This window comes from Streptosporangium brasiliense (assembly GCF_030811595.1).
Classification (GTDB): Bacteria; Actinomycetota; Actinomycetes; order Streptosporangiales; family Streptosporangiaceae; genus Streptosporangium; species Streptosporangium brasiliense.
On sequence record NZ_JAUSRB010000002.1, the window covers coordinates 7896777 to 7915748 of the forward strand.

The 18972-nt window shown below is 70.2% G+C and carries 23 protein-coding genes; 10 read left to right on the top strand and 13 right to left on the bottom strand.

Translation table 11 applies throughout. The features are described 5' to 3' along the window. Positions 1-124: 124 nt before the first annotated feature. The gene (locus tag J2S55_RS45275) at positions 125-508 is read right to left on the bottom strand and encodes a winged helix-turn-helix transcriptional regulator (RefSeq protein ID WP_306874350.1); all 384 of its coding nucleotides are present in this window, start codon (positions 506-508) and stop codon (positions 125-127) included. Between the two features lie 85 nt (positions 509-593). Here J2S55_RS45275 and J2S55_RS45280 point away from each other — a divergent pair, with 85 nt between their 5' ends. Both J2S55_RS45280 and J2S55_RS45285 read left to right on the top strand, forming a co-directional pair. Next, positions 594-1079: a luciferase domain-containing protein gene (locus J2S55_RS45280; protein ID WP_306874352.1), complete on the top strand. Its 486-nt coding sequence runs from the start codon at positions 594-596 to the stop codon at positions 1077-1079. Between the two features lie 5 nt (positions 1080-1084). Continuing rightward, the gene (locus J2S55_RS45285; RefSeq protein WP_306874355.1) at positions 1085-2008 is read left to right on the top strand and encodes an NADP-dependent oxidoreductase; all 924 of its coding nucleotides are present in this window, start codon (positions 1085-1087) and stop codon (positions 2006-2008) included. 132 nt (positions 2009-2140) lie between these two features. Here the strand turns inward: J2S55_RS45285 and J2S55_RS45290 are convergent, their stop codons facing one another. The 3 genes from J2S55_RS45290 to J2S55_RS45300 all read right to left on the bottom strand — a co-directional run bounded on the left by J2S55_RS45290 (position 2141) and on the right by J2S55_RS45300 (position 4811). Further along, positions 2141-3904 carry an MFS transporter gene (locus J2S55_RS45290; protein ID WP_306874358.1) on the bottom strand — a complete coding sequence of 588 codons (1764 nt, stop codon included), beginning with the start codon at positions 3902-3904 and terminating at the stop codon, positions 2141-2143. Between the two features lie 134 nt (positions 3905-4038). After that, complete coding sequence (locus tag J2S55_RS45295) at positions 4039-4542, bottom strand: FAD-dependent oxidoreductase (protein ID WP_306874362.1); 504 nt, start codon at positions 4540-4542, stop codon at positions 4039-4041. Beyond that, a complete protein-coding gene (locus J2S55_RS45300; RefSeq protein ID WP_306874365.1) occupies positions 4467-4811 on the bottom strand; it encodes an FAD-binding protein in 345 nt (114 codons plus the stop codon). The genes J2S55_RS45295 and J2S55_RS45300 overlap by 76 nt, the downstream gene beginning before the upstream one ends. 92 nt (positions 4812-4903) lie before the next feature. Here J2S55_RS45300 and J2S55_RS45305 point away from each other — a divergent pair, with 92 nt between their 5' ends. From J2S55_RS45305 to J2S55_RS45320, 4 genes are all read left to right on the top strand, one after another. Then, positions 4904-5509, top strand: coding sequence for an XRE family transcriptional regulator (locus J2S55_RS45305; protein ID WP_306874369.1), 606 nt, complete (start codon positions 4904-4906; stop codon positions 5507-5509). A 118-nt stretch (positions 5510-5627) separates the two neighbouring features. After that, entirely contained in the window at positions 5628-6521 is an 894-nt protein-coding gene (locus J2S55_RS45310; RefSeq protein ID WP_306874372.1) for a class I SAM-dependent methyltransferase, read from the top strand. Positions 6522-6524: 3 nt separating this feature from the next. After that, positions 6525-6800: a DUF1684 domain-containing protein gene (locus J2S55_RS45315; RefSeq protein WP_306875884.1), complete on the top strand. Its 276-nt coding sequence runs from the start codon at positions 6525-6527 to the stop codon at positions 6798-6800. 49 nt (positions 6801-6849) lie between these two features. Then, on the top strand, positions 6850-7026 hold the full coding sequence (locus J2S55_RS45320; RefSeq protein ID WP_306874375.1) for a hypothetical protein: 177 nt from the start codon (positions 6850-6852) through the stop codon (positions 7024-7026). 27 nt (positions 7027-7053) lie between these two features. On the opposite strand, the gene J2S55_RS45325 is transcribed toward J2S55_RS45320, so the two are convergent. The 3 genes from J2S55_RS45325 to J2S55_RS45335 all read right to left on the bottom strand — a co-directional run bounded on the left by J2S55_RS45325 (position 7054) and on the right by J2S55_RS45335 (position 9295). Beyond that, positions 7054-7350: a hypothetical protein gene (locus J2S55_RS45325; RefSeq protein WP_306874378.1), complete on the bottom strand. Its 297-nt coding sequence runs from the start codon at positions 7348-7350 to the stop codon at positions 7054-7056. 87 nt (positions 7351-7437) lie between these two features. Then, positions 7438-8871 (bottom strand): hypothetical protein, encoded by a 1434-nt coding sequence (locus J2S55_RS45330; RefSeq protein ID WP_306874381.1) that lies wholly within the window; start codon positions 8869-8871, stop codon positions 7438-7440. Between the two features lie 145 nt (positions 8872-9016). After that, a complete protein-coding gene (locus tag J2S55_RS45335) occupies positions 9017-9295 on the bottom strand; it encodes a hypothetical protein (protein ID WP_306874383.1) in 279 nt (92 codons plus the stop codon). A 512-nt stretch (positions 9296-9807) separates the two neighbouring features. Here J2S55_RS45335 and J2S55_RS45340 point away from each other — a divergent pair. From J2S55_RS45340 to J2S55_RS45350, 3 genes are read left to right on the top strand one after another with little or no spacing between them, the layout of a single operon-like run. Further along, positions 9808-10443, top strand: a complete 636-nt coding sequence (locus J2S55_RS45340; RefSeq protein WP_306874386.1) for a GOLPH3/VPS74 family protein — start codon at positions 9808-9810, stop codon at positions 10441-10443. A 28-nt stretch (positions 10444-10471) separates the two neighbouring features. Next, a complete protein-coding gene (locus J2S55_RS45345) occupies positions 10472-11944 on the top strand; it encodes an APC family permease (RefSeq protein ID WP_306874388.1) in 1473 nt (490 codons plus the stop codon). Beyond that, complete coding sequence (locus J2S55_RS45350) at positions 11941-12534, top strand: GNAT family N-acetyltransferase (protein ID WP_306874391.1); 594 nt, start codon at positions 11941-11943, stop codon at positions 12532-12534. The genes J2S55_RS45345 and J2S55_RS45350 overlap by 4 nt, the downstream gene beginning before the upstream one ends. 192 nt (positions 12535-12726) lie before the next feature. On the opposite strand, the gene J2S55_RS45355 is transcribed toward J2S55_RS45350, so the two are convergent. The 5 genes from J2S55_RS45355 to J2S55_RS45375 all read right to left on the bottom strand — a co-directional run bounded on the left by J2S55_RS45355 (position 12727) and on the right by J2S55_RS45375 (position 17402). Next, positions 12727-13548: a class I SAM-dependent methyltransferase gene (locus J2S55_RS45355; protein WP_306874393.1), complete on the bottom strand. Its 822-nt coding sequence runs from the start codon at positions 13546-13548 to the stop codon at positions 12727-12729. A 4-nt stretch (positions 13549-13552) separates the two neighbouring features. Continuing rightward, positions 13553-14197, bottom strand: coding sequence for a TetR/AcrR family transcriptional regulator (locus tag J2S55_RS45360; protein ID WP_306874396.1), 645 nt, complete (start codon positions 14195-14197; stop codon positions 13553-13555). A 78-nt stretch (positions 14198-14275) separates the two neighbouring features. Continuing rightward, positions 14276-14464, bottom strand: a complete 189-nt coding sequence (locus J2S55_RS45365) for a hypothetical protein (protein WP_306874399.1) — start codon at positions 14462-14464, stop codon at positions 14276-14278. 46 nt (positions 14465-14510) lie between these two features. Beyond that, positions 14511-16478: an ATP-binding protein gene (locus tag J2S55_RS45370; RefSeq protein ID WP_306874402.1), complete on the bottom strand. Its 1968-nt coding sequence runs from the start codon at positions 16476-16478 to the stop codon at positions 14511-14513. Positions 16479-16481: 3 nt separating this feature from the next. Next, positions 16482-17402 carry an AfsR/SARP family transcriptional regulator gene (locus tag J2S55_RS45375; RefSeq protein ID WP_306874405.1) on the bottom strand — a complete coding sequence of 307 codons (921 nt, stop codon included), beginning with the start codon at positions 17400-17402 and terminating at the stop codon, positions 16482-16484. 88 nt (positions 17403-17490) lie between these two features. Here J2S55_RS45375 and J2S55_RS45380 point away from each other — a divergent pair, with 88 nt between their 5' ends. Further along, positions 17491-18018 carry an NADPH-dependent FMN reductase gene (locus tag J2S55_RS45380; RefSeq protein ID WP_306874408.1) on the top strand — a complete coding sequence of 176 codons (528 nt, stop codon included), beginning with the start codon at positions 17491-17493 and terminating at the stop codon, positions 18016-18018. Positions 18019-18023: 5 nt separating this feature from the next. Here the strand turns inward: J2S55_RS45380 and J2S55_RS45385 are convergent, their stop codons facing one another. Then, positions 18024-18596, bottom strand: coding sequence for an AAA family ATPase (locus J2S55_RS45385; protein ID WP_306874411.1), 573 nt, complete (start codon positions 18594-18596; stop codon positions 18024-18026). Between the last annotated feature and the right edge of the window lie 376 nt (positions 18597-18972).

The window sequence follows — 18972 nt, forward strand, 5'->3', positions numbered from 1 at the left end:
GACGCCGGAGCCCCGCCGTGAGCAATCACGGCAGAGCGCCTTGCGCCGACTCGACCCGGCGGACACCGCAGAAAGCCCTCCCGGAGACTGCAGGCGCGCGGGGGGGCGACGCCGGTTCGGCGGGTCACGACGCGTCGTAGCGCAGGCGGGAGGCGGCCACGTGCTCGCGGTGCTGCTCGGCCCATGTGATGAGCCCAGAGACCTGGGCCGAGAGTGTCTGCCCGACGGGGGTGAGGGCGTAGTCCACCCGGGGCGGGGAGGTGGGGGTGACGGTCCGCTCGACCAGGCCGTCGCGCTCCAGGCTGCGCAGGGTCAGGGTGAGCATCCGCTGGGATATGCCCTCGATGGCGCGCTGCAGTTCGGAGTAGCGCTTGGGCCCGCTGCCGAGCAGGTTCATCACCAGGACACTCCATTTGTCCCCGACGCGGTCGAGGATGTCGCGTAGCCGGCAGGTCGGGTGATCCTCGCCGATCGTTTCGCGCACATCGGTGTGCCTTGCGCGGGTCAAAGTGCCTTCTTCCGTCATGGCGGCATTGTGGACCAGACTCCATGAGCGCACAAGAAGTAACCAGCGCACAGAAAGTGCTGTTGCGATGAGCATCGACCTGACCGATCCCCCACTCCGATCCGGCCCTCGCCCACGGACCACGGGCCTGGAGATCCCGCACGACCAGCTCGACCAGTTCTCCCCGCCGCACATCAGGGCCGCCCTGGTGGCGGACGCACAGGCGCTGGCGGGCGTGTTCACCGGCCCCAGCCAGGTGTCCGAGCCCGCCTCGCTGGCGCTGCGGCTGCACGAGCCCGCCGGGCCATGGGCGGCGTTCCTGCACCCCAGCCGCGACGAGTTCGGGCACATCCACCGCTCGGGCTTCCTCCATCTCACCGTGCCCGTGCCGCTCATCGAGCCGCTTGGGCGCGCGGGGTGGATCGAGCCGCATCCGATCAGCCGTCGTCCTGAGTGGCCGGACACGATCGTGATGCTGTACGCCCCCCGCGACGAGGCCGAACTGGCCGTCGCCCGCGCCGTCCTGCGCGCCTCCTGGCGGCAGGCCACCGCATCTTCTACGGAAACGGAGTGATCCTTATGCGTGCCATGGCTTTCACCGACTTCGGCGCCGATCTGGCGGCCACCGACCTGCCCGTGCCCGAGCCCGGTCCCGGCGAGGTGCTGGTCCAGGTGCTGGTCTCCTCGGTCAACGGCTTTGACCTGGGCGTGCTGGGCGGCTACCTCAAGGGCGTGTACGACTACGACTTCCCCGTCGTGCTCGGCAAGGACTTCGCCGGCACCGTGGCGGCCGTCGGCGCCGGCGTGACCGGCCTGACGCCGGGTGAGGACGTGTTCGGCGTGGTCGTGCGCCCGACCCTGGGGCAAGGCGGCTTCGCCGAGTACGTGGTGGTGAGCGGGCAGTACGGCCTGGCCAAGATCCCCGACGGGCTCGACCGCACCCGCGCGGGTGTGCTGGGACTGGCCGGTAGCGCCGCGCTCAACGCCATCGACGCCGTCGCCCCGGCACCGGGGGAAACCGTCCTGATCTCAGGTGCGACCGGCGGCGTGGGCGCGTTCGCCGTCCAAATGGCCGCCGCGCGCGGCGCCGGCGTGATCGCCACCGCCAGACCCGGGGCCGAAGCCGCCTTCGTCACCGGCCTGGGCGCCACCTGGGCCGTCGACCACACCGACCTGCAGGCGCAGGTACGCGCGATCGCGCCCGACGGGGTGAATGCCGCGCTGCACCTGGCGGGCGACGGCCGCACCGTCGCCGCCCTGCTGGCCGACGGCGGGCGGCTGGCCTCCACCCTGCATTACCTGCCCGACGAGCCCGGCCGCGACATCAAGGCCACGGCGGTGATGGCCGACCCCAACCCGGTCACCCTCGCCCGGCTCGCCGCCGACGCTGCCGAAGGACGCCTGCGGGTGCCGGTGGCCCGTTCCTACCCGCTGGCCGAGGTGCCGCGCGCGATCGCCGACTTCACCGCCGGAACCGTCGGCAAGCTCGCCGTCACGATCTGAAGGAGGCGCCGTGACCACCAACGCCGAATCGGGGTCTCGGTGCTTCTCCCGCTTGAAGGACGGGCGGAGTGACTCGGCGTCCCGGACGGCGTGCACACCAGGATCGGGTCTCCCTGATCTCCTCGTCGATCTTCACGTACAGTCCGGTGATGCTTCACCTACAGTCCGGTGACGAAGGTGTCCGGGTGCTCGTTCGGCATGGATGTCCCGGTTGCGGCGTGCACTGCCGAGCTGGGGTGTCAGGCATCGCGATATCGCGATGCCTGACGCCTGACGGATGATCCGCCCAGTTGTCACGCGGTCATCGGGCGGCGACGGTCTCTGTGGTCTCCGTCTCGTCCGCGGTGGCGGAAGCCGAGTCCTTCGGGCCGCGAAAAGCGATGTGGACGAGCAGCACGCCCATGACGGCGACGCCTGCCCACATGGCCTGCTGCCAGCCGTCGACGAAGGACAGCTGGGCGGCGCGGACCAGGTCCTGTGCGTGCGAGCCCGCGCCCCCGCAGCCTCGACTGCGTTGGCGATGCCTTCCCGAGCGGTGTCCGCGGTCCCCTGCGGGATGCCGTGCAGCCTGCCGTCGACGGCGCTGCGGTAGCCGGCGGACAGAAGCGCGCCGAGCAGGGCGACACCGAGAGCGGTGCCGAACTCGCGGGTGACGTCGTTGAGGGCGGAGGCAACGCCCTGCTTCTCCCGCGGCAGGGAGCTGGTGATGGCCTCGGTGGAGGGCGTCATCGACAGACCCATACCGACGCCCATGGCGAGCATGCCGGCCAGGATGGAGAGGTATCCGCCGTCGACGGAGACGAACAGAGCCATCGATGCCAGGCCGAGGGTGGCCAGGGCGACGCCCACGGTCATGGTGGAGCGGGCACCGATGCGTGCGGCCATCTTGGGGGCCAGGCCGGACGCCATCATCATCATGACGGCCATCGGCATCATCGCCACGGTGGACAGCAGCCCGGACCAGCCCAGGAGGGCCTGGAAGAACGGGAAGAGAACCACGGCGATACCCGCCTGGACCCCGAAGACCACCAGCAGCGTGATCGAGCCGCCGGCCAGGCCGCGCTCACGGAACAGGCGCACATCCAGCAGCGAGGCGTCGCGGCGGTGCAGCTCCCAGGCCACGAATCCGACAGCGGCGATGACACCGACGATCAGGCTGATCAGAGTCACCGGGGCGGCCCAGCCGCGCTCGGGGCCTTCCTGCAGAACAAAGATCAGACCGATCACAGCGACGGCGGACAGCGATGCGCCCGTGGTGTCGAAGGGATGAGTGGAGTGCTCGCGGGAGTTGGGCACCGACTTCAGCGTCATCGCCAGAGCTACGACGGCCAGGACCACGGGCAGGACGAACAGCCGGCGCCAGTCGGCGACATCGACCAGCAGCGCGGACAGGAACATGCCCAGGATGCCGCCGCCCCCGGCGACACCGGTCCACACACCGATCGCCTTGCCCCGCTGCTCCTCAGGGAACGTACTCGTGATGACGGCCAGCGTGATCGGCATGATCATCGCAGCGCTCACACCGGCGGCCACGCGCGCGGCGATCATCACCCCGGCCGACGGAGCCAGCCCCGCGACGATGCCAGCGGCACCGAAGATGGTCAGTCCGGTGATCAGCATGGGCTTACGGCCCAGCCGGTCACCGATGGCGCCGAGCGGCAGCAGCAGCGCGGCCAGGGCCAGGGTGTAGATATTGATGATCCACATAACGGTGTTCTGCGAAGCGCCGAACTCCACAGCCATGTGGGTCTGGGCGACGTTCAGCCCTGACACCGACGCGATGACGGCCATCAGCGCGATGGAGACGGCGATCAGGATCGTGCGCAGCTGACGCGCATCCGGCGCACCCCCGCCGCTCGCTGGTGCCGCCGTCTGGGGAGGCTGGTCCGTACTCATGTCTTCCTTCCGATAGAGGGCATGCGGGATCAGCGCCGGAGCAGGGCCGGTCGCCGAATTGATGAGGTGAAGGCCCGTACTCGCTCACCGCGCGGACCGTTGGGTGTGGCCGCGCAGCTCAGCGGCGGAGGGGTTCAGGCGGTGGTGTTCTCGCTCTGTGCCGCAGCGCGGGCCGCGTCGGTGTCCGGGGCGGCCAGGAGGGCGTTGATGTGGGAGCCGGCCAGGGCGCCGCCCTCGTCGTTGACGACTTCCTGCACGGGGGGCTCGATGACGCGGATGTGGCGGGCGGCGGAGCGGGCGCGGGTGTCCGCGTCCAGCTCGGTGCCGCGGGTGAAGTAGGTGAGGTCGTCGGTCAGCCGGCGGAACACCCAGGCGTGGTGGACCGAGGCGGGCCCGGTGGCGAGGATGCCGATCGGCTCATCGCGTACCTCCCAGCCGTGGCAGTAGGGGCAGTGCACCACGCCGTGACCCCGGTGCCCGGCCAGGCCGGGCACCTCGGGCAGCACGTCGCGCAGGCCGGTGGCCACCAGCACCCGGCGCGCCGTCACCGTGCGGCCGTCCGTCAGGCCGACGGTGAACCGCAGATCACCCTCGGGTGACGGGGCGGCCGGTCCGGCCGAGGCCACCTCGCCGGACACGATCTGGCCGCCGTACTGGCGTACCTGCTGCCGTCCCGCTTGAGGATCTCGGCCTGCGGCGTGCCGTCCAGGACGATGAGGCCGTGCATGGCTGCGGCGGGGGCGTTGCGCGGGGTGCCACTGTCGATCACGACGACCGAGCGGCGCGAGCGGGCCGGCATCAGGGCCCCGTTCAGGCCCGCGGCGCCGCCGCCGATCACCACCACCTCCACGGTCCCGGTCTCAGCGGGCAGTTCGTCGCTCTCGTAGCGGGAAGTCTGCGCAGACATGTCGCGCCCTCTCGTCGTGCGTGGCCCCCCGTTCCGGACCACCTGTGGTCGACGTTAAGCCCGCATTGCAGCAGAGGCATACCATGTTGCCCATGACGCAAGAAGATGGGCAGCTGGACAGCCTCGTACGCAAACGGATCCGCGCCCTGCGGGTCGCCCAGGGCTGGTCCCTGGAAGAACTGGCCACCCGCGCCAACCTCAGCCAGTCCTCGCTCAGCCGCATCGAGAACGGCCGGCGCCGCCTCGCCCTGGACCAGCTCGTCACCCTCGCCCGCGCTCTGGACACCACCCTGGACCAGCTGGTGGAGAACGCCGCCGACGATGTCGTCATCAGCCCGATGATCGACGGCACCCACGGTCTGATGCGCTGGCCCATAAAGGGTGACCCCGGCATGAGCGTGATGCGTCAGCGGATGACCGGACCGCCGCCCGACAACCCTGCCCGCATGCGCGCCCATCCCGGCCGCGAATGGCTTGTGGTCCTGTCCGGCACCGCCGTCCTCATGCTCGGCCATCGCCGGTTCCGCATCGAGACCAACCAGGCCGCCGAGTTCCCCACCATGATGCCGCACGCGATCGGCGCCGAGGGTGGGCCGTGCGAGATCATGGGCATCTTCGACCGCGACGCCCGCCGCGGCCACCAACGCGACGTCGCCGAGGCCGGCGACCGCGGCGACGCCCAGACCCCCTGTGAGTGACGACGCCAGAGGCCCGGCGCACGCGGGATCTTGCGTGATGGGCAGCAGACGAAGCGACCTTCTTGCGTAAACCGCAAGTGGCTGTGCTGTAGACGCATGAGCGTCTTACGGTGTTGCCATGACCCAAGCGCACCAGCACACCCCCCACGGCGAAGGCGGCCACCGCCACGGTCCCAGCGAAGGCGGCCACCACCAGGCGCACGATGACGGCGGCAAGGCGGAGATCCTTGACCTGGATGCCGAGGTGCTCGCCGAGCACATCGCATTCATCACCGCCTGGCTGCCGCTGAAGACCGAGCCGCGCCAGATCGTGGATCTGGGCTGCGGCACGGGGGCGGGCACCTTCGCGCTCCTCGAGCGTTTCCCTGAGGCGTACGTCACCGCCGTCGACACCTCGGCCGGGCACCTGCAGCGCCTGCGCGAGAAGGCGTGCGCCCGTGGAGTGGAGGAGCGCGTGCGCACCGTGCAGGCCGACCTCGACGCTGCTGACTGGCCCGATCTCGGGACGCCGGACCTGGTGTGGGCCTCGGCCTCGATGCACCACATGGCCCACCCCCACCGCGCCCTGACCAGCGTCCACGACCTGCTCGCCCCGGGCGGCCTGTTCGCCGTCGTCGAGCTGGACGGCTTCCCCCGCTTCCTGCCCGCCGACGCCCCCGAGAATCGGCCCGGTCTCGAAGAACGCTGCCACAGGGCGACCGACAGCTTCCACGCCGAGCACGTCCCGCACCGCGGCGCCGACTGGGGACCGATGCTGTCGGCCGCCGGTTTCACCGTCGAAGACGAGCGCACCATCGCCGTGAACATCGAAGGCGACCGCGGCGGAGCCGTCGGCCGCTACGCCCACGGGGGCCTGCAGCGCATCCGCGGCGCCGCCGCACCAGCGCTCAGCCCCGAAGACCTCGCCGCACTCGACGAGCTGCTCGACACCAACAGCCCGCACAGCATCCTGCGCCGCGACGACCTCGCCGTACGCACCGAGCGCACCGTCTGGGCAGCCCGCCGCGCCTGAACCCTGGCCGCCCTCCAGGAATTCCCCGGCCGCCGGCTAGTGATCTTCACCGACGAGGCCAACGGGGACCAGACCCCCGAGATCGGCCGCCGGCTCGTACTGCCCCTCCTGGAGCCCGGCAGCACGCTGACCGTCGACTTCAACCAGGCCGCGCTCTCCTGTCACCACCTGAACCCGGAGGTGTTCGTCTGCCCCCTTGCGCCGCCCGGCAACCACCTGCCGATGCGCATCGAGGTCGGCGAGCGTGCCCTGATCCACAACACCACCGACCGGAGCTGACCCGCCCCGCCCCCCTGCCACAACCCATCCGTACAGGAAGAAGACCAGCATGAGCCAGGACCTCAAGGACAAGGCAGTCACCTACCTCCGTGCCCTCGAGTCGCGCGACTGGAAGCGCGTCCGCGCCCTGTGCGCCGAGACGGCCACCGTCTGGCACAACGACGGCAAGGGCGAGCAGAGCATCGAGGAATACGTGAACTTCATCCCCGCCGGCCAAGACAGCTAAGACGGCGAAAGCGTCCGTCCACCGTCGTCACCGCGCCACGGAAGCCGATGCGCCGTGCGGCCCCATCCAGTCGGAGCGGCTCGCGGCTCCGCCAGGCACCTGGTCAAGGAGTTCGTTCTGCCTCGGCTGCAACAGCAGCCCGACTGTCGCACGCTCACGCCGCTCTTCGAGCGCGACGTGTATGACCTGGCACGTCAGTATCCGGAACCACTCGTCCAGTCCCTGCTGCGTCGCGGCCCCTTGGCCAACGTGGCCTTCACCGATCCCGATCACCTGCTCCGGGTCCTTCGCCGGGGACTCCGGAAAATCCGATACCGCAGTCATCTCCTGGATGGATGCTTCGCGGGCACTCCACCGGCCCGCGCCAGTCCTGGGTCACCGCCCGGGCCGAGGACCTGCACGTGACCGGACTCACCGGTAGACCGTCGGCTTCTTCTGCTCGCCGGGAAACACCATGATCAACAGTTGCACCGCGCCGTCCGGAGCGTCGGGATTCTGGTGGACGAGCTTGCGTCCGCGCAGGTGGACGCGGACGCGGTAGGACCCCGGGCCGGCGGGTGTGAGCGCAGGCAGGCGGTTGCCCCAACCATCGACGAGGGCCAGCGAACCCTTCGGGCTGTCGTAGCCGACCTCGACCACCTCCTCCCCCCCCCTGATCTCCAGGGGCGGCCGTCGGGTGTAGGACTCGACGGTCACACAGGCGTGCCCGATCTCGTCGGCCGCCCAGATCGTCAGTGCGCCTCGCTCGCTGCCGACCAGGTCTTCGACCGTCTCGGGGACAGTGCCCTCATACCCGTCCTCCCACGCGTTGATGGTCCAGAACTCGGTCCACATGGTGGCGCGGCGCTGGCGTACCGGCTTGATCTTCGGGCGGTGTGTGCGGTGCGCGGCACAGGCTTTCTCCTTCTCCGCGACGTACGCCGCCTCTTCTTCTTGCTTCCGCTTGCCCTCTTGTTCCTGCCATCGGGCCACCGCCGGACACAGCGGTGCCAGCGCGCGGCCCAGGGAGGCGTGCGGTGCCTGCTGTACGGCTCGCGCTTCGAGGTTGCCGCCCTGCCGGGTGGCCAGGCCGCACAGGTGGTGTCCATGGGCCAGGACCACTCGGTCGGGTGCCTGCCCCCATCCCTCGATGCCCCCCTCGGCGTAGAAGGAGTTGTAGCCGCGTACCTGACACAGGAAGCCCTTCTCTCCCGTGCTCAGCCCCCTGACCGTGCCGTCGCCGAATCCCGCACAGTCGAGTTCCCCCTCGCTGCTCACCGTGCCGGCGGGGGCCGCCTCCGCCAGGGCCAGGACTGTCACGCTCAGTGCCAGGATCGCGAGTGCCGTGCGGGCGGGGCGACCTCGTCGTATGAACGCGCGCCGGGGGGCGCGGACCGCGGCCAGGACCAGAATCGGGGGTGCCAGACGGTAGAGGTCGGTTCCCACAGCCCCGTTCAGCAGGGCCGGTGGACCCCATGCCTCCAGGCAGTGGGTATCGAGTGCGGCGTCGAGCGTGACCAGCAGGAGTCCGCAGAGGGGGGACAGGAGCAGTGCCGCGGCGGCGCAGCGGGCGATGATCCGGCCGAGCCGGGCACGGCCGGATCGGAGGCTCAGGCACCAGCCCGTGAAGGCCAGGGCGATCATCGGTGCGCCGCCGTACTCGAGAAGAGGGAAGTCCTCGAGCGTACGCTGCGGGGATCGGAGCAGGTCGTTGATCTGGTTGCCCAGGCACTGTCCCGAGGACATCCACACGTAGCTCTGGCTGCCGTCGTTCCCGGACAGGAGTGTTTCGATCCAGAACAGGAGGGCGGGAAACAGCGCGGTCAGCAGCGCCGCGGCCCAGAGGATCGATGATCGTTGAGGCACGACAGCGAACACTAGGGCACCTGACGGTCGGCCTGGGCCGAGTCTCGGAGCGGTCCTCGCCCAGCAGGCAGACAGCAGCCGGTCTCGATGGTGACGCAGGCTGGGAGTGTCCGTTCTCGAAGCCGGCTGGGCCGGCTCTGTCTATCTACCGGTCCTCGACGACCGGCATAACGCGCCGGCTGTCGTCGTGGAACGTGACGATCCCGGTGATCGCCCCACCGGTGACGCGCAGGACGTCGATCGTCAGCGACAGGTACGCGCCCTCCCGCTTCCGCCAGAGGTAGAAGGCGACGGCGGGCTGGCGAGGTGGTTCGGGGTCCGACCGGACAGCGGGATCGTGGCGGGGTGAGACAGCACAGCGAGGCTCCAGGTGGGGGCATCGGGTCTCGGTCGGCTGCTCTCTTACCTGGAGCCTCGCCCTCATCGATGTCCGGGTCTACCACACCCGCCCTCACCTGCAAGATCAGGCTGGAGAAGGCTCAGTGCTCCTCGATCAGGCCCCAGTCGACGGCGTTGTCGCCGAACAGCGCGTCGATGTGCTGCTCCACGCGGACGCGTACGACGCCCGCTAGCACTGCGTCGGGGGGCGAGGAAGCCTGCGCGGTATTACGCCAGTCTCAAACTGCCAAAAATCCCTGCATTAAAATCCCATGGAGATTCATCGGGACTCACGGGGCCGCGCTTTCGGGAACCGTCTGACCGGGGTTGTTCCGGCTCGGCGAGCCTTGCGGGCCGCTTCCCGGCACCCGCCCGCCACTGGCCGAAAATATGTAAATTCTTGGATTCGCCGAAATCTTCGGGACGCCTCTCGACATAGCTCCAGATTGTTGGCCATTTGTCCGTTTCCTCGGTTCTCGTCTGGCCGACCTATGTTCGGTGCCGGAACTCCGTTCGCGTAATGACAAATTTAATGACTTAGCTATACGATCGCCGTTCGTGGTTGGAGTTGATCTCTCAAGAACCCGATTGGCCAACGACCTGTTCTTTGCCATGCATGACAACGCGACCGGCCGGATGAGGCTTCATGCCCGCCTGACCGGTCTGGGGCTGGCCGCCGCCATCCTGGGAGAACTGATGCTCGCCGGACGGACAACCGTGGGATTGGCGGCGGGGCAGATACGGCTCGTCGTTCTCGACGCGACGCCGCCCGGAGACGCGCTCACCAGGACCGCTCTGGACCACATCATCGCCGAACCCTCGCATCGCCTCCATACCTGGTTGCAGTTCCTCGCCCGTACGGCACTCGCCGACGTGGCGGCCCGGATGACCGCCGACGGGCTGCTGCGCCCGCCCGGCAGACGCCTGTCGCGGAGGCAGGCACCGGTCGACGTGAACATCGCGGCGTGGCCCGGTGGACGCGTCAACCTGGCGATCCAGCGCCGTGAGCCACTCAACGTCCAGGACAGCGTCCTGCTGGGGCTGCTCGTCGCGACCGGCGGCAGCCAGCTCGTCCTGTGGGAGCAGAACCCGAGATACCTCTCCGATTCGATCACCGCCCTCCCGGCGCCGCTCCAGGAACTGATCGCCCAGACCGAGGCTGCCGTAGGTGACTCCGTCATCAGCCGCCGGTGAACCCACCCCCCTCATTCCAAGGATCCCAATGTCCGTGACAGAACGAAGGGCCAGCGCCGTTTCCGCCGCGCTCGCCCAGGACCGCCTCGGTGTGCCGTCGGTGGTGTTCTTCGTCATCTCGGCGGCGGCGCCGCTGACTGTCATCGGTGGCTCGGTGACCGCCGCCTACGCCGCGACCGGCGTGACCGGCGTGCCGCTCGCCTTCATCCTGCTCGGAGCCATCCTGGGCCTGTTCGCCGTCGGCTACGTGACGATGGCCCGTTACGTCGTCAACGCCGGGGCGTTCTACGCGTACACCGCGAAAGGACTCGGCAGGCCGGTGGGGGTGGCGACCGCGTGGGTCGCGTTGCTGGCCTACAACGCGCTCCAGGTGGGTCTCTACGGCATGATCGGTGCGGCCGCCCAGCCGCTGATCACCGACTGGTTCGGAAGCTCCCCGCCCTGGTGGGTCATCGGGCTGGGCGCCTGGGTGCTGACCGGGGTGCTCGGCCTCATGCGGGTCGACGTAAACGGGAAGGTCCTGTCGGTCCTGCTGCTGACGGAGATAGCCGTCGTCGTCGTGTTCGACCTCGCGGACCTGATCAACCCGGCGGCCTCGGGCTACAGCCTCGACGTCTTCGACCCGTCGAACCTCTTCGTCCCCGGGGTCGGTGCGGTGGTCGCGATCTGCATCGCGTCCTTCGCGGGCTTCGAGTCGTCGGTGGTGTTCTCCGAGGAGAGCAAGGACCCGAGGCGTACGGTGCCGATCGCGACCTATGTCGCACTCGCCGTCATCTCCGGGCTCTACGCCCTGTCATCCTGGGCGATGACCGTGCCGATCGGCTCGGACAAGATCATCGAGACCTCGCGCGAGCAGAGTTCGGCCCTCCTGTTCAACCTGGCCGGGCAGCACCTGGGGGCGACCATCGCCACCATCGGCTCCCTCCTCTTCGTGACGAGCCTCTTCGCCGCGCTGATCGCCTTCCACAACACGATCTCCCGCTACATCTTCGCCCTCGGCAGGGAGAGGGTGCTGCCCGAGACCTTCGGTCGTACTTCCCCCCGGACCGGTGCCCCGATCAACGGCTCGCTGGCGCAGAGTGTCATCGGGCTGGTCACGATCGTCATATACGCGGTCTTCGGCCTGGATCCGGTCATCCAACTGTTCTTCACCGTCGGATCGTTCGGTGGCCTGGGACTGCTCATGATGCTGGCGGCCACCTCGATCTCCGTGCTGGTCTTCTTCACCAAGAACCTCACCGAGGAGAACGCCTGGCGGACCAGGATCGCCCCGGGTATCTCCTCGGTCCTGCTGGTCGTGGTCATCATGCTCGTCATGGCCAACTTCGACACCGTGCTCGGCGTGGCCCCCGACTCCCCGCTGCGCTGGATCATGCCCGCCGTCTACTTCGTCGCCGTGGGGCTCGGCGTCATGTGGGGACTCGCCCTGCGGGCCAACCGGCCGAAGGTGTACGCGAACATCGGGCGGGGCGCCCGGGCTGCCGTGGGAGGGACCGAATGACAGAGATCATTCGCGTTCAGAACGCTCCCGGAGCCGCCGAGACCATCGGCGCGATCATCGCCACCTCCTTCCACGAGCAGGAGATCTCGGCCTGGATGATCCCGCCGGACGACGACCGCCGCCGGGTGATGCCCCCCTTCTTCTCCATGACCACCGAGAGCGCCCTCATCCACGGCGTGGTCCACGCGACGGCCGACATGTCCGCCGTGGCCGTGTGGTTCCACAAGGGCGCCGAGCCGCTTCCCGAGATCCCCGACCGGGACGCCCGGGTGGAGGCGTTCGCCGGTCCCCACGCGGAGCGCATCGGGCAGATGGGTGAGGAGATGGACAAGCGCCATCCCCACGACCCGCACCACTACCTGGCGTTCCTCGCTGTGCTCCCCGGGCACCAGGGACGGAAGACGGGGACCCGGCTGCTCCAGGAGTACCACCGCGGGCTCGACGAGGCGGGCATACCCGCTTACCTGGAGGCCAGCAGCACCCGCAGCCGCAGGCTCTACCTGCGCCACGGCTATCAGGACCTCGGCGACCCGATATTCATGCCCGACGGCCCGCCGATGTACCCGATGTGGCGCCCGTCCAACCCCTGACCCGAGTGCCGCTCCCGCCCCCGGCCCGTCGTGGGCCGGGGGCGGGGGCGGTTCCGGCCCCGTTGTGCTCGCGGCCCGGCCTTCCGCTTCGACAAGGCTCCCGAAAGTCACCTCGCCGGCCTCCACCTACGTGGTGCCGTCATGTGGATCCGGAGCCGTCGGCCCATCTGAAGATCCGAGTCCGTACAGGCCCTAAAAACGGTAGTGCTGGACGGCGGTGCCCTTGCGCGAGATGGAGGTGCTCCAGGCGGTCAGGAAGCCGGCCAGGCGGGTGGTCCACGGATAGTCGGCGACCTCGGGCTCGCGGCCCAGGAAGATCTCGCGTACCAACTTCATGCGGGGCTCCATGCGCTCGATGTCCTGCGGGGTGTCGAAGCCGGGAGACCTCAGGTAGGGGGCGACGGACCGGGTGCCGGCGTACTTTCTGGCCGCCCACACGTGGAAGCGCGTGTAGCCGTTGAAGCAGATTTCCCCCGTGGGGAAGTGGCGGATGAGGCGGTCGAGGAGGGTGGCCAGCTCCTCCTTGGACAGGAACCCGATCAGGCCGTCGGCGACGATCACGGCGGGGCGGTCGGCGGGGATCTCGTCGATCCAGTCGGGGTCGTTGAGGTCCGAGCCGATGGTGTGGGCGTGGGGGCGCTCGGGGAGCAGCAGCTGCCTGGCCTTGGCCACACCGGGCAGGTCGACGTCGTACCACTCGACGGTGGCGGGCGGGTCGACGCGGTAGACGCGGGTGTCGAGGCCGGCGCCCAGGTCGAGCCCGACCGCGTCGGGATTTTTGACGACGAACTGCCGCACGATGTTGTCCATGACCAGCGAGCGGTGCGCGATGCCCACGATGGGACTGGCGGAGAGCTTGAACTGCCCGGCGTCGTAGTCGAGCTTCCTGACGACGTCGTAGGCCGTTCTGTCGCGCAGGATCGGGTGCTTGGCCTGGTAGTCGAGCGCCTTGCCCGCCAGGGTGAGCCAGAGCGTGCTCTCCAGTGGCGTGAGGTCGGGGAAGGTGATGGCCATCGTGTCACTCCGTTTCCTGTGGTGATCCGTCCAGTGCGGCCCTGGCCGCCTTCAGCGCGGCGTCGTCGGTGAACAGCCCGTGGGTGTAGAGCTCCAGCGTGGGCAGTGCGAGGCGGCGCAGCGCGTCGGGGCCGAACCGCTCGTAGCCCAGCGCCCGCGCCAGGGCCGGCGGCATGGTCAGCGTGGCCACGCTGTTGAGCACGCTCAGCACCGCCAGCGCCCGCACGTCCGAGGACGGCCGCATGGAGCCGTCGGCGATCCCGGCCCGCAGGATCTCCTCGGACTCGTCCACCAGCGTGTTGACGAACGTGGCCGCGGTGGGGGTGTCCTCCTCGATCGCGCGCAGCATGTACTGCACCTGGAGGCGGTATTCCTCCGGGTTGGACAGATATTCGCGGAAGAGGTCCTGCATGCCGCTCGGGCGGGCGCTGTCGGCCCGCTGGACCAAGATGCGCAGGACGTGGTCGTCGCAGACGCTCCGGAGTCGGTCCTTGCTGCCGAAGTGGTGGATGACCAGGCCGGCGCTCACTCCCGCGGTCGCCGCGATGGCACGCAGATTGGTCTTCTGGAAGCCGTCCCGGGCGAAGTGCGCGATGGCCGCGTTGCGGATCTTGGCCTGGGCGGTCAGGTCCGACGATGCTGAACACATGTTTAGGATGCTATACATTCGTTCAATGCCTGGCAAGGGAGAGCCCCGCACCGGAGGGGGCGGCGCGCCACCCAACGTTCAGTGATCCACGGAACAGGACCCGGTGCGGTGTGTGACCGGTGGGATCGGCGGCCGGGCGGGCCGGTAGGCGATCTCCCCGTAGTTGAGCGGAACGGCCGACACCTGGATCAGCACCCGCGAGGGCGGGGGAACCGGGTCGGGGACGACGCCGGAGGACAGGTCAGGGCTGAGGATCAGTGCTCTCATGCGTCCCACTGTGCCGACCGCCACACACGATCGGCTGATGGTCGGCCTACGGCCCCGAAGCGATCATTCGAAGGACGCGGTCCACATCGCCGCGTTCGGACGGCGGCAGGGGCGCGCCGACCGACTCCCTGAGCGCCGCCGCCTCCGCCAGCAGCCGGGCCGCCTCCTCGAAGGAGCCCTCCAGCGCCGCCACCTCCGCCAGCCCCTCCTGCGCCAACGCCACCGAGCGCGGGTCGCCGACCTCGCGGGCGGCGGCCAGCCCCTCCAGATGCAGCGCACGGGCGGCGGCCGCCTCCCCCCGCCCCGAGGCGATGAACCCCAGCTCGGCCAGGATCAACGTCACCCCGTAGAACGGCACACCGAACTCCGTCCTCAGCCGCCGGTTCCAGGCCAGCGACTCCAGCAGCAACTCCTCCGCCCGGTCGAGGTCACCGGACCGACGGGCCACCAGCCCGAGCCCCACCCTGGCGAACTCCTCGGCGAACCTGTTCGCCTGCTCGCCGGCCAGCCGCATCCCCCGCTCGTGGAACTCCGCCGAACGCTCCAGCTCGCCGGTCAGCAGGGCGATCCGCCCCAGGCTGGACAGCCGGTAGGACACATCCGTCCACAGCCGCAGGTCCTCGGCGATCCGCAGCCCCTCGCGGTGCAGCCGACCGGCGCGCGCGTAGTCGCCGGTGACCTCGGCCAGGTAGCCGAGGATGTCGGAGGCCTGGAGCCGCCCCCACCGGTCCCCGAGCTCACCGAAGATCGCCATGCTCTCGGCGCCGCTGCGCGCGGCCAGGTCGAAGTCGCCTTGGAACATCGCCTGCTTGGCGCGGCCGGCCAGGGCCGCCGCCTCACCCCAGCGATCGTCCAGCGCCCTGAACTGTGCCAGCGCCTCCTCCAGCAGCCCGGCCGCCGTGCTCACGTCCCCGAAGTTCATGCAGGCGTGGGCGAGGAACCAGCGTGACCTCGCGTCGGGGAACTCCGTCCCCCCGGTACGGCCGGCGCCGGCCAGCAGCGCGAACCCGGAGCCCCAGGCCGTCCCCCTGGTGTGCCGATACCCCTCCTGATACCTGCCCCGCAGATACCAGTACCAGGTCAGCGCCTCGACCAGTCGAGGTGACTCCACCGAGTCCAGCACCGCCCTGAGGTTGAGCGCCTCCTCGTCCAGCCGCGACAGCCACCGCCGCTGGGCGCTGCCGTACAGGTGAGGCGCGGCCCGTACGGCGAGCTCGGTGTAGTAGGCGTCCCTGAGCCCGACCACCGGATCGTCCTGGTCGAGCCGCTCCAGACAGTAGGCGGCCACGCTCTCCAGCAGCCGGTATCTGGGCGCGCCCGTCACCATCGATCTGTTCACGAGCTGGTCGAGCAGGTCGAGATCGACCCCGACCGCCTCGGCCGCCTCCAGCGTGCACCCGCCCGGATGGACCGCCAGCGCCAGCATCGCGGCCCGCTGCGGCTCGGTGAGCTGCTCCCAGCTCCAGTCGATCACCGCTCGTAGCGTCTGCTGCCGGGCAGGCCGGCCCCGGCCCGCGCCCCCCAGCAGCCGGAACCGGTCGTCGAGCCGTTCGGCCACCCCCCGTACGCCCAGCGCCCGCACCCGCGCCGCCGCCAGTTCCAACGCCAGCGGCAGTCCGTCCAGCCGCCGGCAGATCGCCTCGGCCCACGGGGTGCTCTCCGCGTCCAGCGACGTGCCCGAGCGGTCGGCGAACATCGCGACCGCGCTCGCCTGGTCCAGCGGCGGCACCACGAAGAGCATCTCCCCGGGCAGGGCCAGCGACTCCTGGCCGGTGGCGAGCACGCGCACCGCCGGAGCCGTCCTCAGCAGCAGCTCCACCAGCGCGGCCGCCTCCTCGACCAGGTGCTCGCAGTTGTCGAGGATCAGCAGCAGCCGCTGCCCGCGCAGCGCGGCGGCCAGCCGATCCGCCAGGCCGGACACGGGCACCTGAGGAGGCGAGGAGGTCTCGTCCCGGACGCCCAGCGCGGCGGCCACCAGTTCGGCCACCTGCCCGGTGGCCCCGGCCAGCTCCACCAGTCACACGCCGTCGGGGAAGGCGAGCGAGGACGCGGCGGCCAGCGCCAGCCGGGTCTTGCCCACCCCGCCCGGACCGGTCAACGTGACCAGCCGGGAGGAAGCGATCAGTGCATGGACCTCCGCCACCGCCCCGTCCCTGCCCAGGAGCGAGGTGACCTGCGCGGGAAGGTTCGTCGAGGAGGACACGGGCGCGGGCGTCAGCGCCGGGTCCTGCACCAGGATCGCCTGGTGGAGCGCGGCCAGCTCGGGACCGGGATCGAGACCCAGCTCGTCGGCCAGCAGGGCACGGAGCTCGGCGTATCCGGCCAGGGCCGCGCCCTGCCGCCCGGCGCGGTACAGCGCGCGCAGATGAGCCGCTCGCAGCCGCTCCCGGAGGGGGTGGGCCGCCACCAGCTCTCCCAGCTCGTCGGCCAGGCGGCTGTGCTCGCCGAGCGCCAGCCGCACCTCCGCCTGCTCCTCGAGCGCCGTCAGGCGCTGTCCGTCGAGGCGGGAGGCCGCGGCGTGCGCGAAGGAGTCGCGGAAGTCGGCGTAGGCTGGACCGCGCCACAGCGCCAGCGCGTCGGACAGCAGGTCGGCTTTCACCCGCAGGTCATCGCTCGCCAGCGCCCCGGCGAGCAGCCGGGCGAACTCGATGGCGTCCACCGAGTCGCTGACCAGGGAGTATCCGGTCGGCTGGTAGGCCACCAGCTCCCGATCGCCCAGCGCGCGGCGTAGCTGGGAAACCTTGGTCTGCAGCGTGTTGGAGGGGTTGCCCGGCAGGTCCTCGCCCCACAGATCGTCCAGGAGCCGGTCGGCCGGCACCGGCCGCCCCTCGTGCACCAGCAGGTCGGCGAGCAGCGCGCGGACCTTCAACTCGGGGACCCGGACGGGCGTCCCGTCGGCGGTCCACACCGAAAGCGGACCAAGCACTCCAAATCGCACCGGACAAAGCTATCTCCAGCCGATCCCCAGCCGATCGTGCGCGGCCACCGACACAGTGGGATCCACCGACGGGACGGCAGGAGGCGGAATGCGAGTGGCGATCGTCATCGGCAGCGTGCGGCGGGGCAGATTCGGCCCCACCGCCGCGGCCTGGCTCCACTCCAGGGCCTGTCGCCGCGGCGACCTCGACGTGGACCTCATCGACCTGGCCGAGGCCTGGCTGCCGGCCGTACTCCCCGCGGACTTCCCGGCGCGGCGCGCCCCCGGGCCGGCCGCCGTGGAGGATCTGCGGCCCTGGCCGGCCGCGGCCGACGCGTTCGTGATCGTGACGCCGGAGTACAACCACAGCTTCCCCGCCTCGCTCAAGAACGCCATCGACTGGTACCAGGAGGAGTGGCGGGGCAAGCTCGCTCCTACGGACAGGCCTCAGGCGGTCTGCGAGCCCTCGAACAGCTCCGGCCGGTGTTCGCCGCCCTCGGAGCGGTGTGCGTCGGCGAGCCCGTCACCCTCCCGTTTCACCGGCCCCCTCCGGACTCCTCCGCCGGTCGCCTGCTCGACGCCCTCAAGGAGCACCACGGCCGTGAGCACCGCCATGTCCGCTGACGTCCGCCGGTGACGTCGTCACGGGAGCGTCGGCGGCCGGTCGGAGTCCGCGAGCCGGGAGATCACGGCCCGGATCGCGGTCACCCGTTCGGGCAGGGGGCCGGCGGGGATGTCGATGAGCTGGTAGCCGAACGCGCGGTAGGCCTGCTCGTGGATGTGTTCGAACCTCAGCGAGTCTTCGAAGCTGATCCGGCGGGCCGCGGTCTGTTCGCAGAAGCCGAGATTACGGACGAAGAACACGTGCCGGTCGTAGATCTTCTCGCGGGTGATCCTGTCGATCTCGGCGGACAGGGCCGAGGAGATCGGCTGCCCCGCATAGGTGCTGAGAGCGTGGGTGCAGACAGGCGAACGGTCGAAGAACTGCACGGGCGGCGCGGTGATGACCGGCCGTAGCTGCCGCCGCCGTTGCAGGGCCACGACCTTGTCGATGAAGGACGGCCGGGTCCACGGCTCGGCGTCGCCGCGCGCCTGCCCGTCCGCGATGACCGCCGTGGCCGCCTCCTCGACCGTCGCGTATCCGAGGGCCGCCAGGCTCCGCAGGATCGTGGTCTTGCCGGCGCCGGGGGTGCCGGTGAGGATGTAGCGCCTCATTGTCGTCTGTCCGCCTTTCTGGTCACACATCGAACGATCTCGGTTGTGGGGCGTGGGGATCCGGCCGGGTCGCAGTGGGCGGCACCGGAACCGTTGCCGTCCGGGCGGGAAAGCGGGCCGGCCACCGAGGACGGCACCCGGACGGGGATCGCGACCGGTCCGCGGGCGCGCCCGGACCCGGCCGGGTCGATCATCTGGGACGTGTCGGCTGATTCCGCAGTCGCCCGAGAGTCGCCCGAGCGCACCGGCACGCCGCCGGGGCGCGCAAAAGGGAGGGGTGTACAGCCGATCGCCGCGCTGGGTCTACCCGCCGGACGCGCCCGCGGCGACCAGCCGTAGCACTCCGCCCTGGAGCGGGCTCAGCACGGGCGCGGCC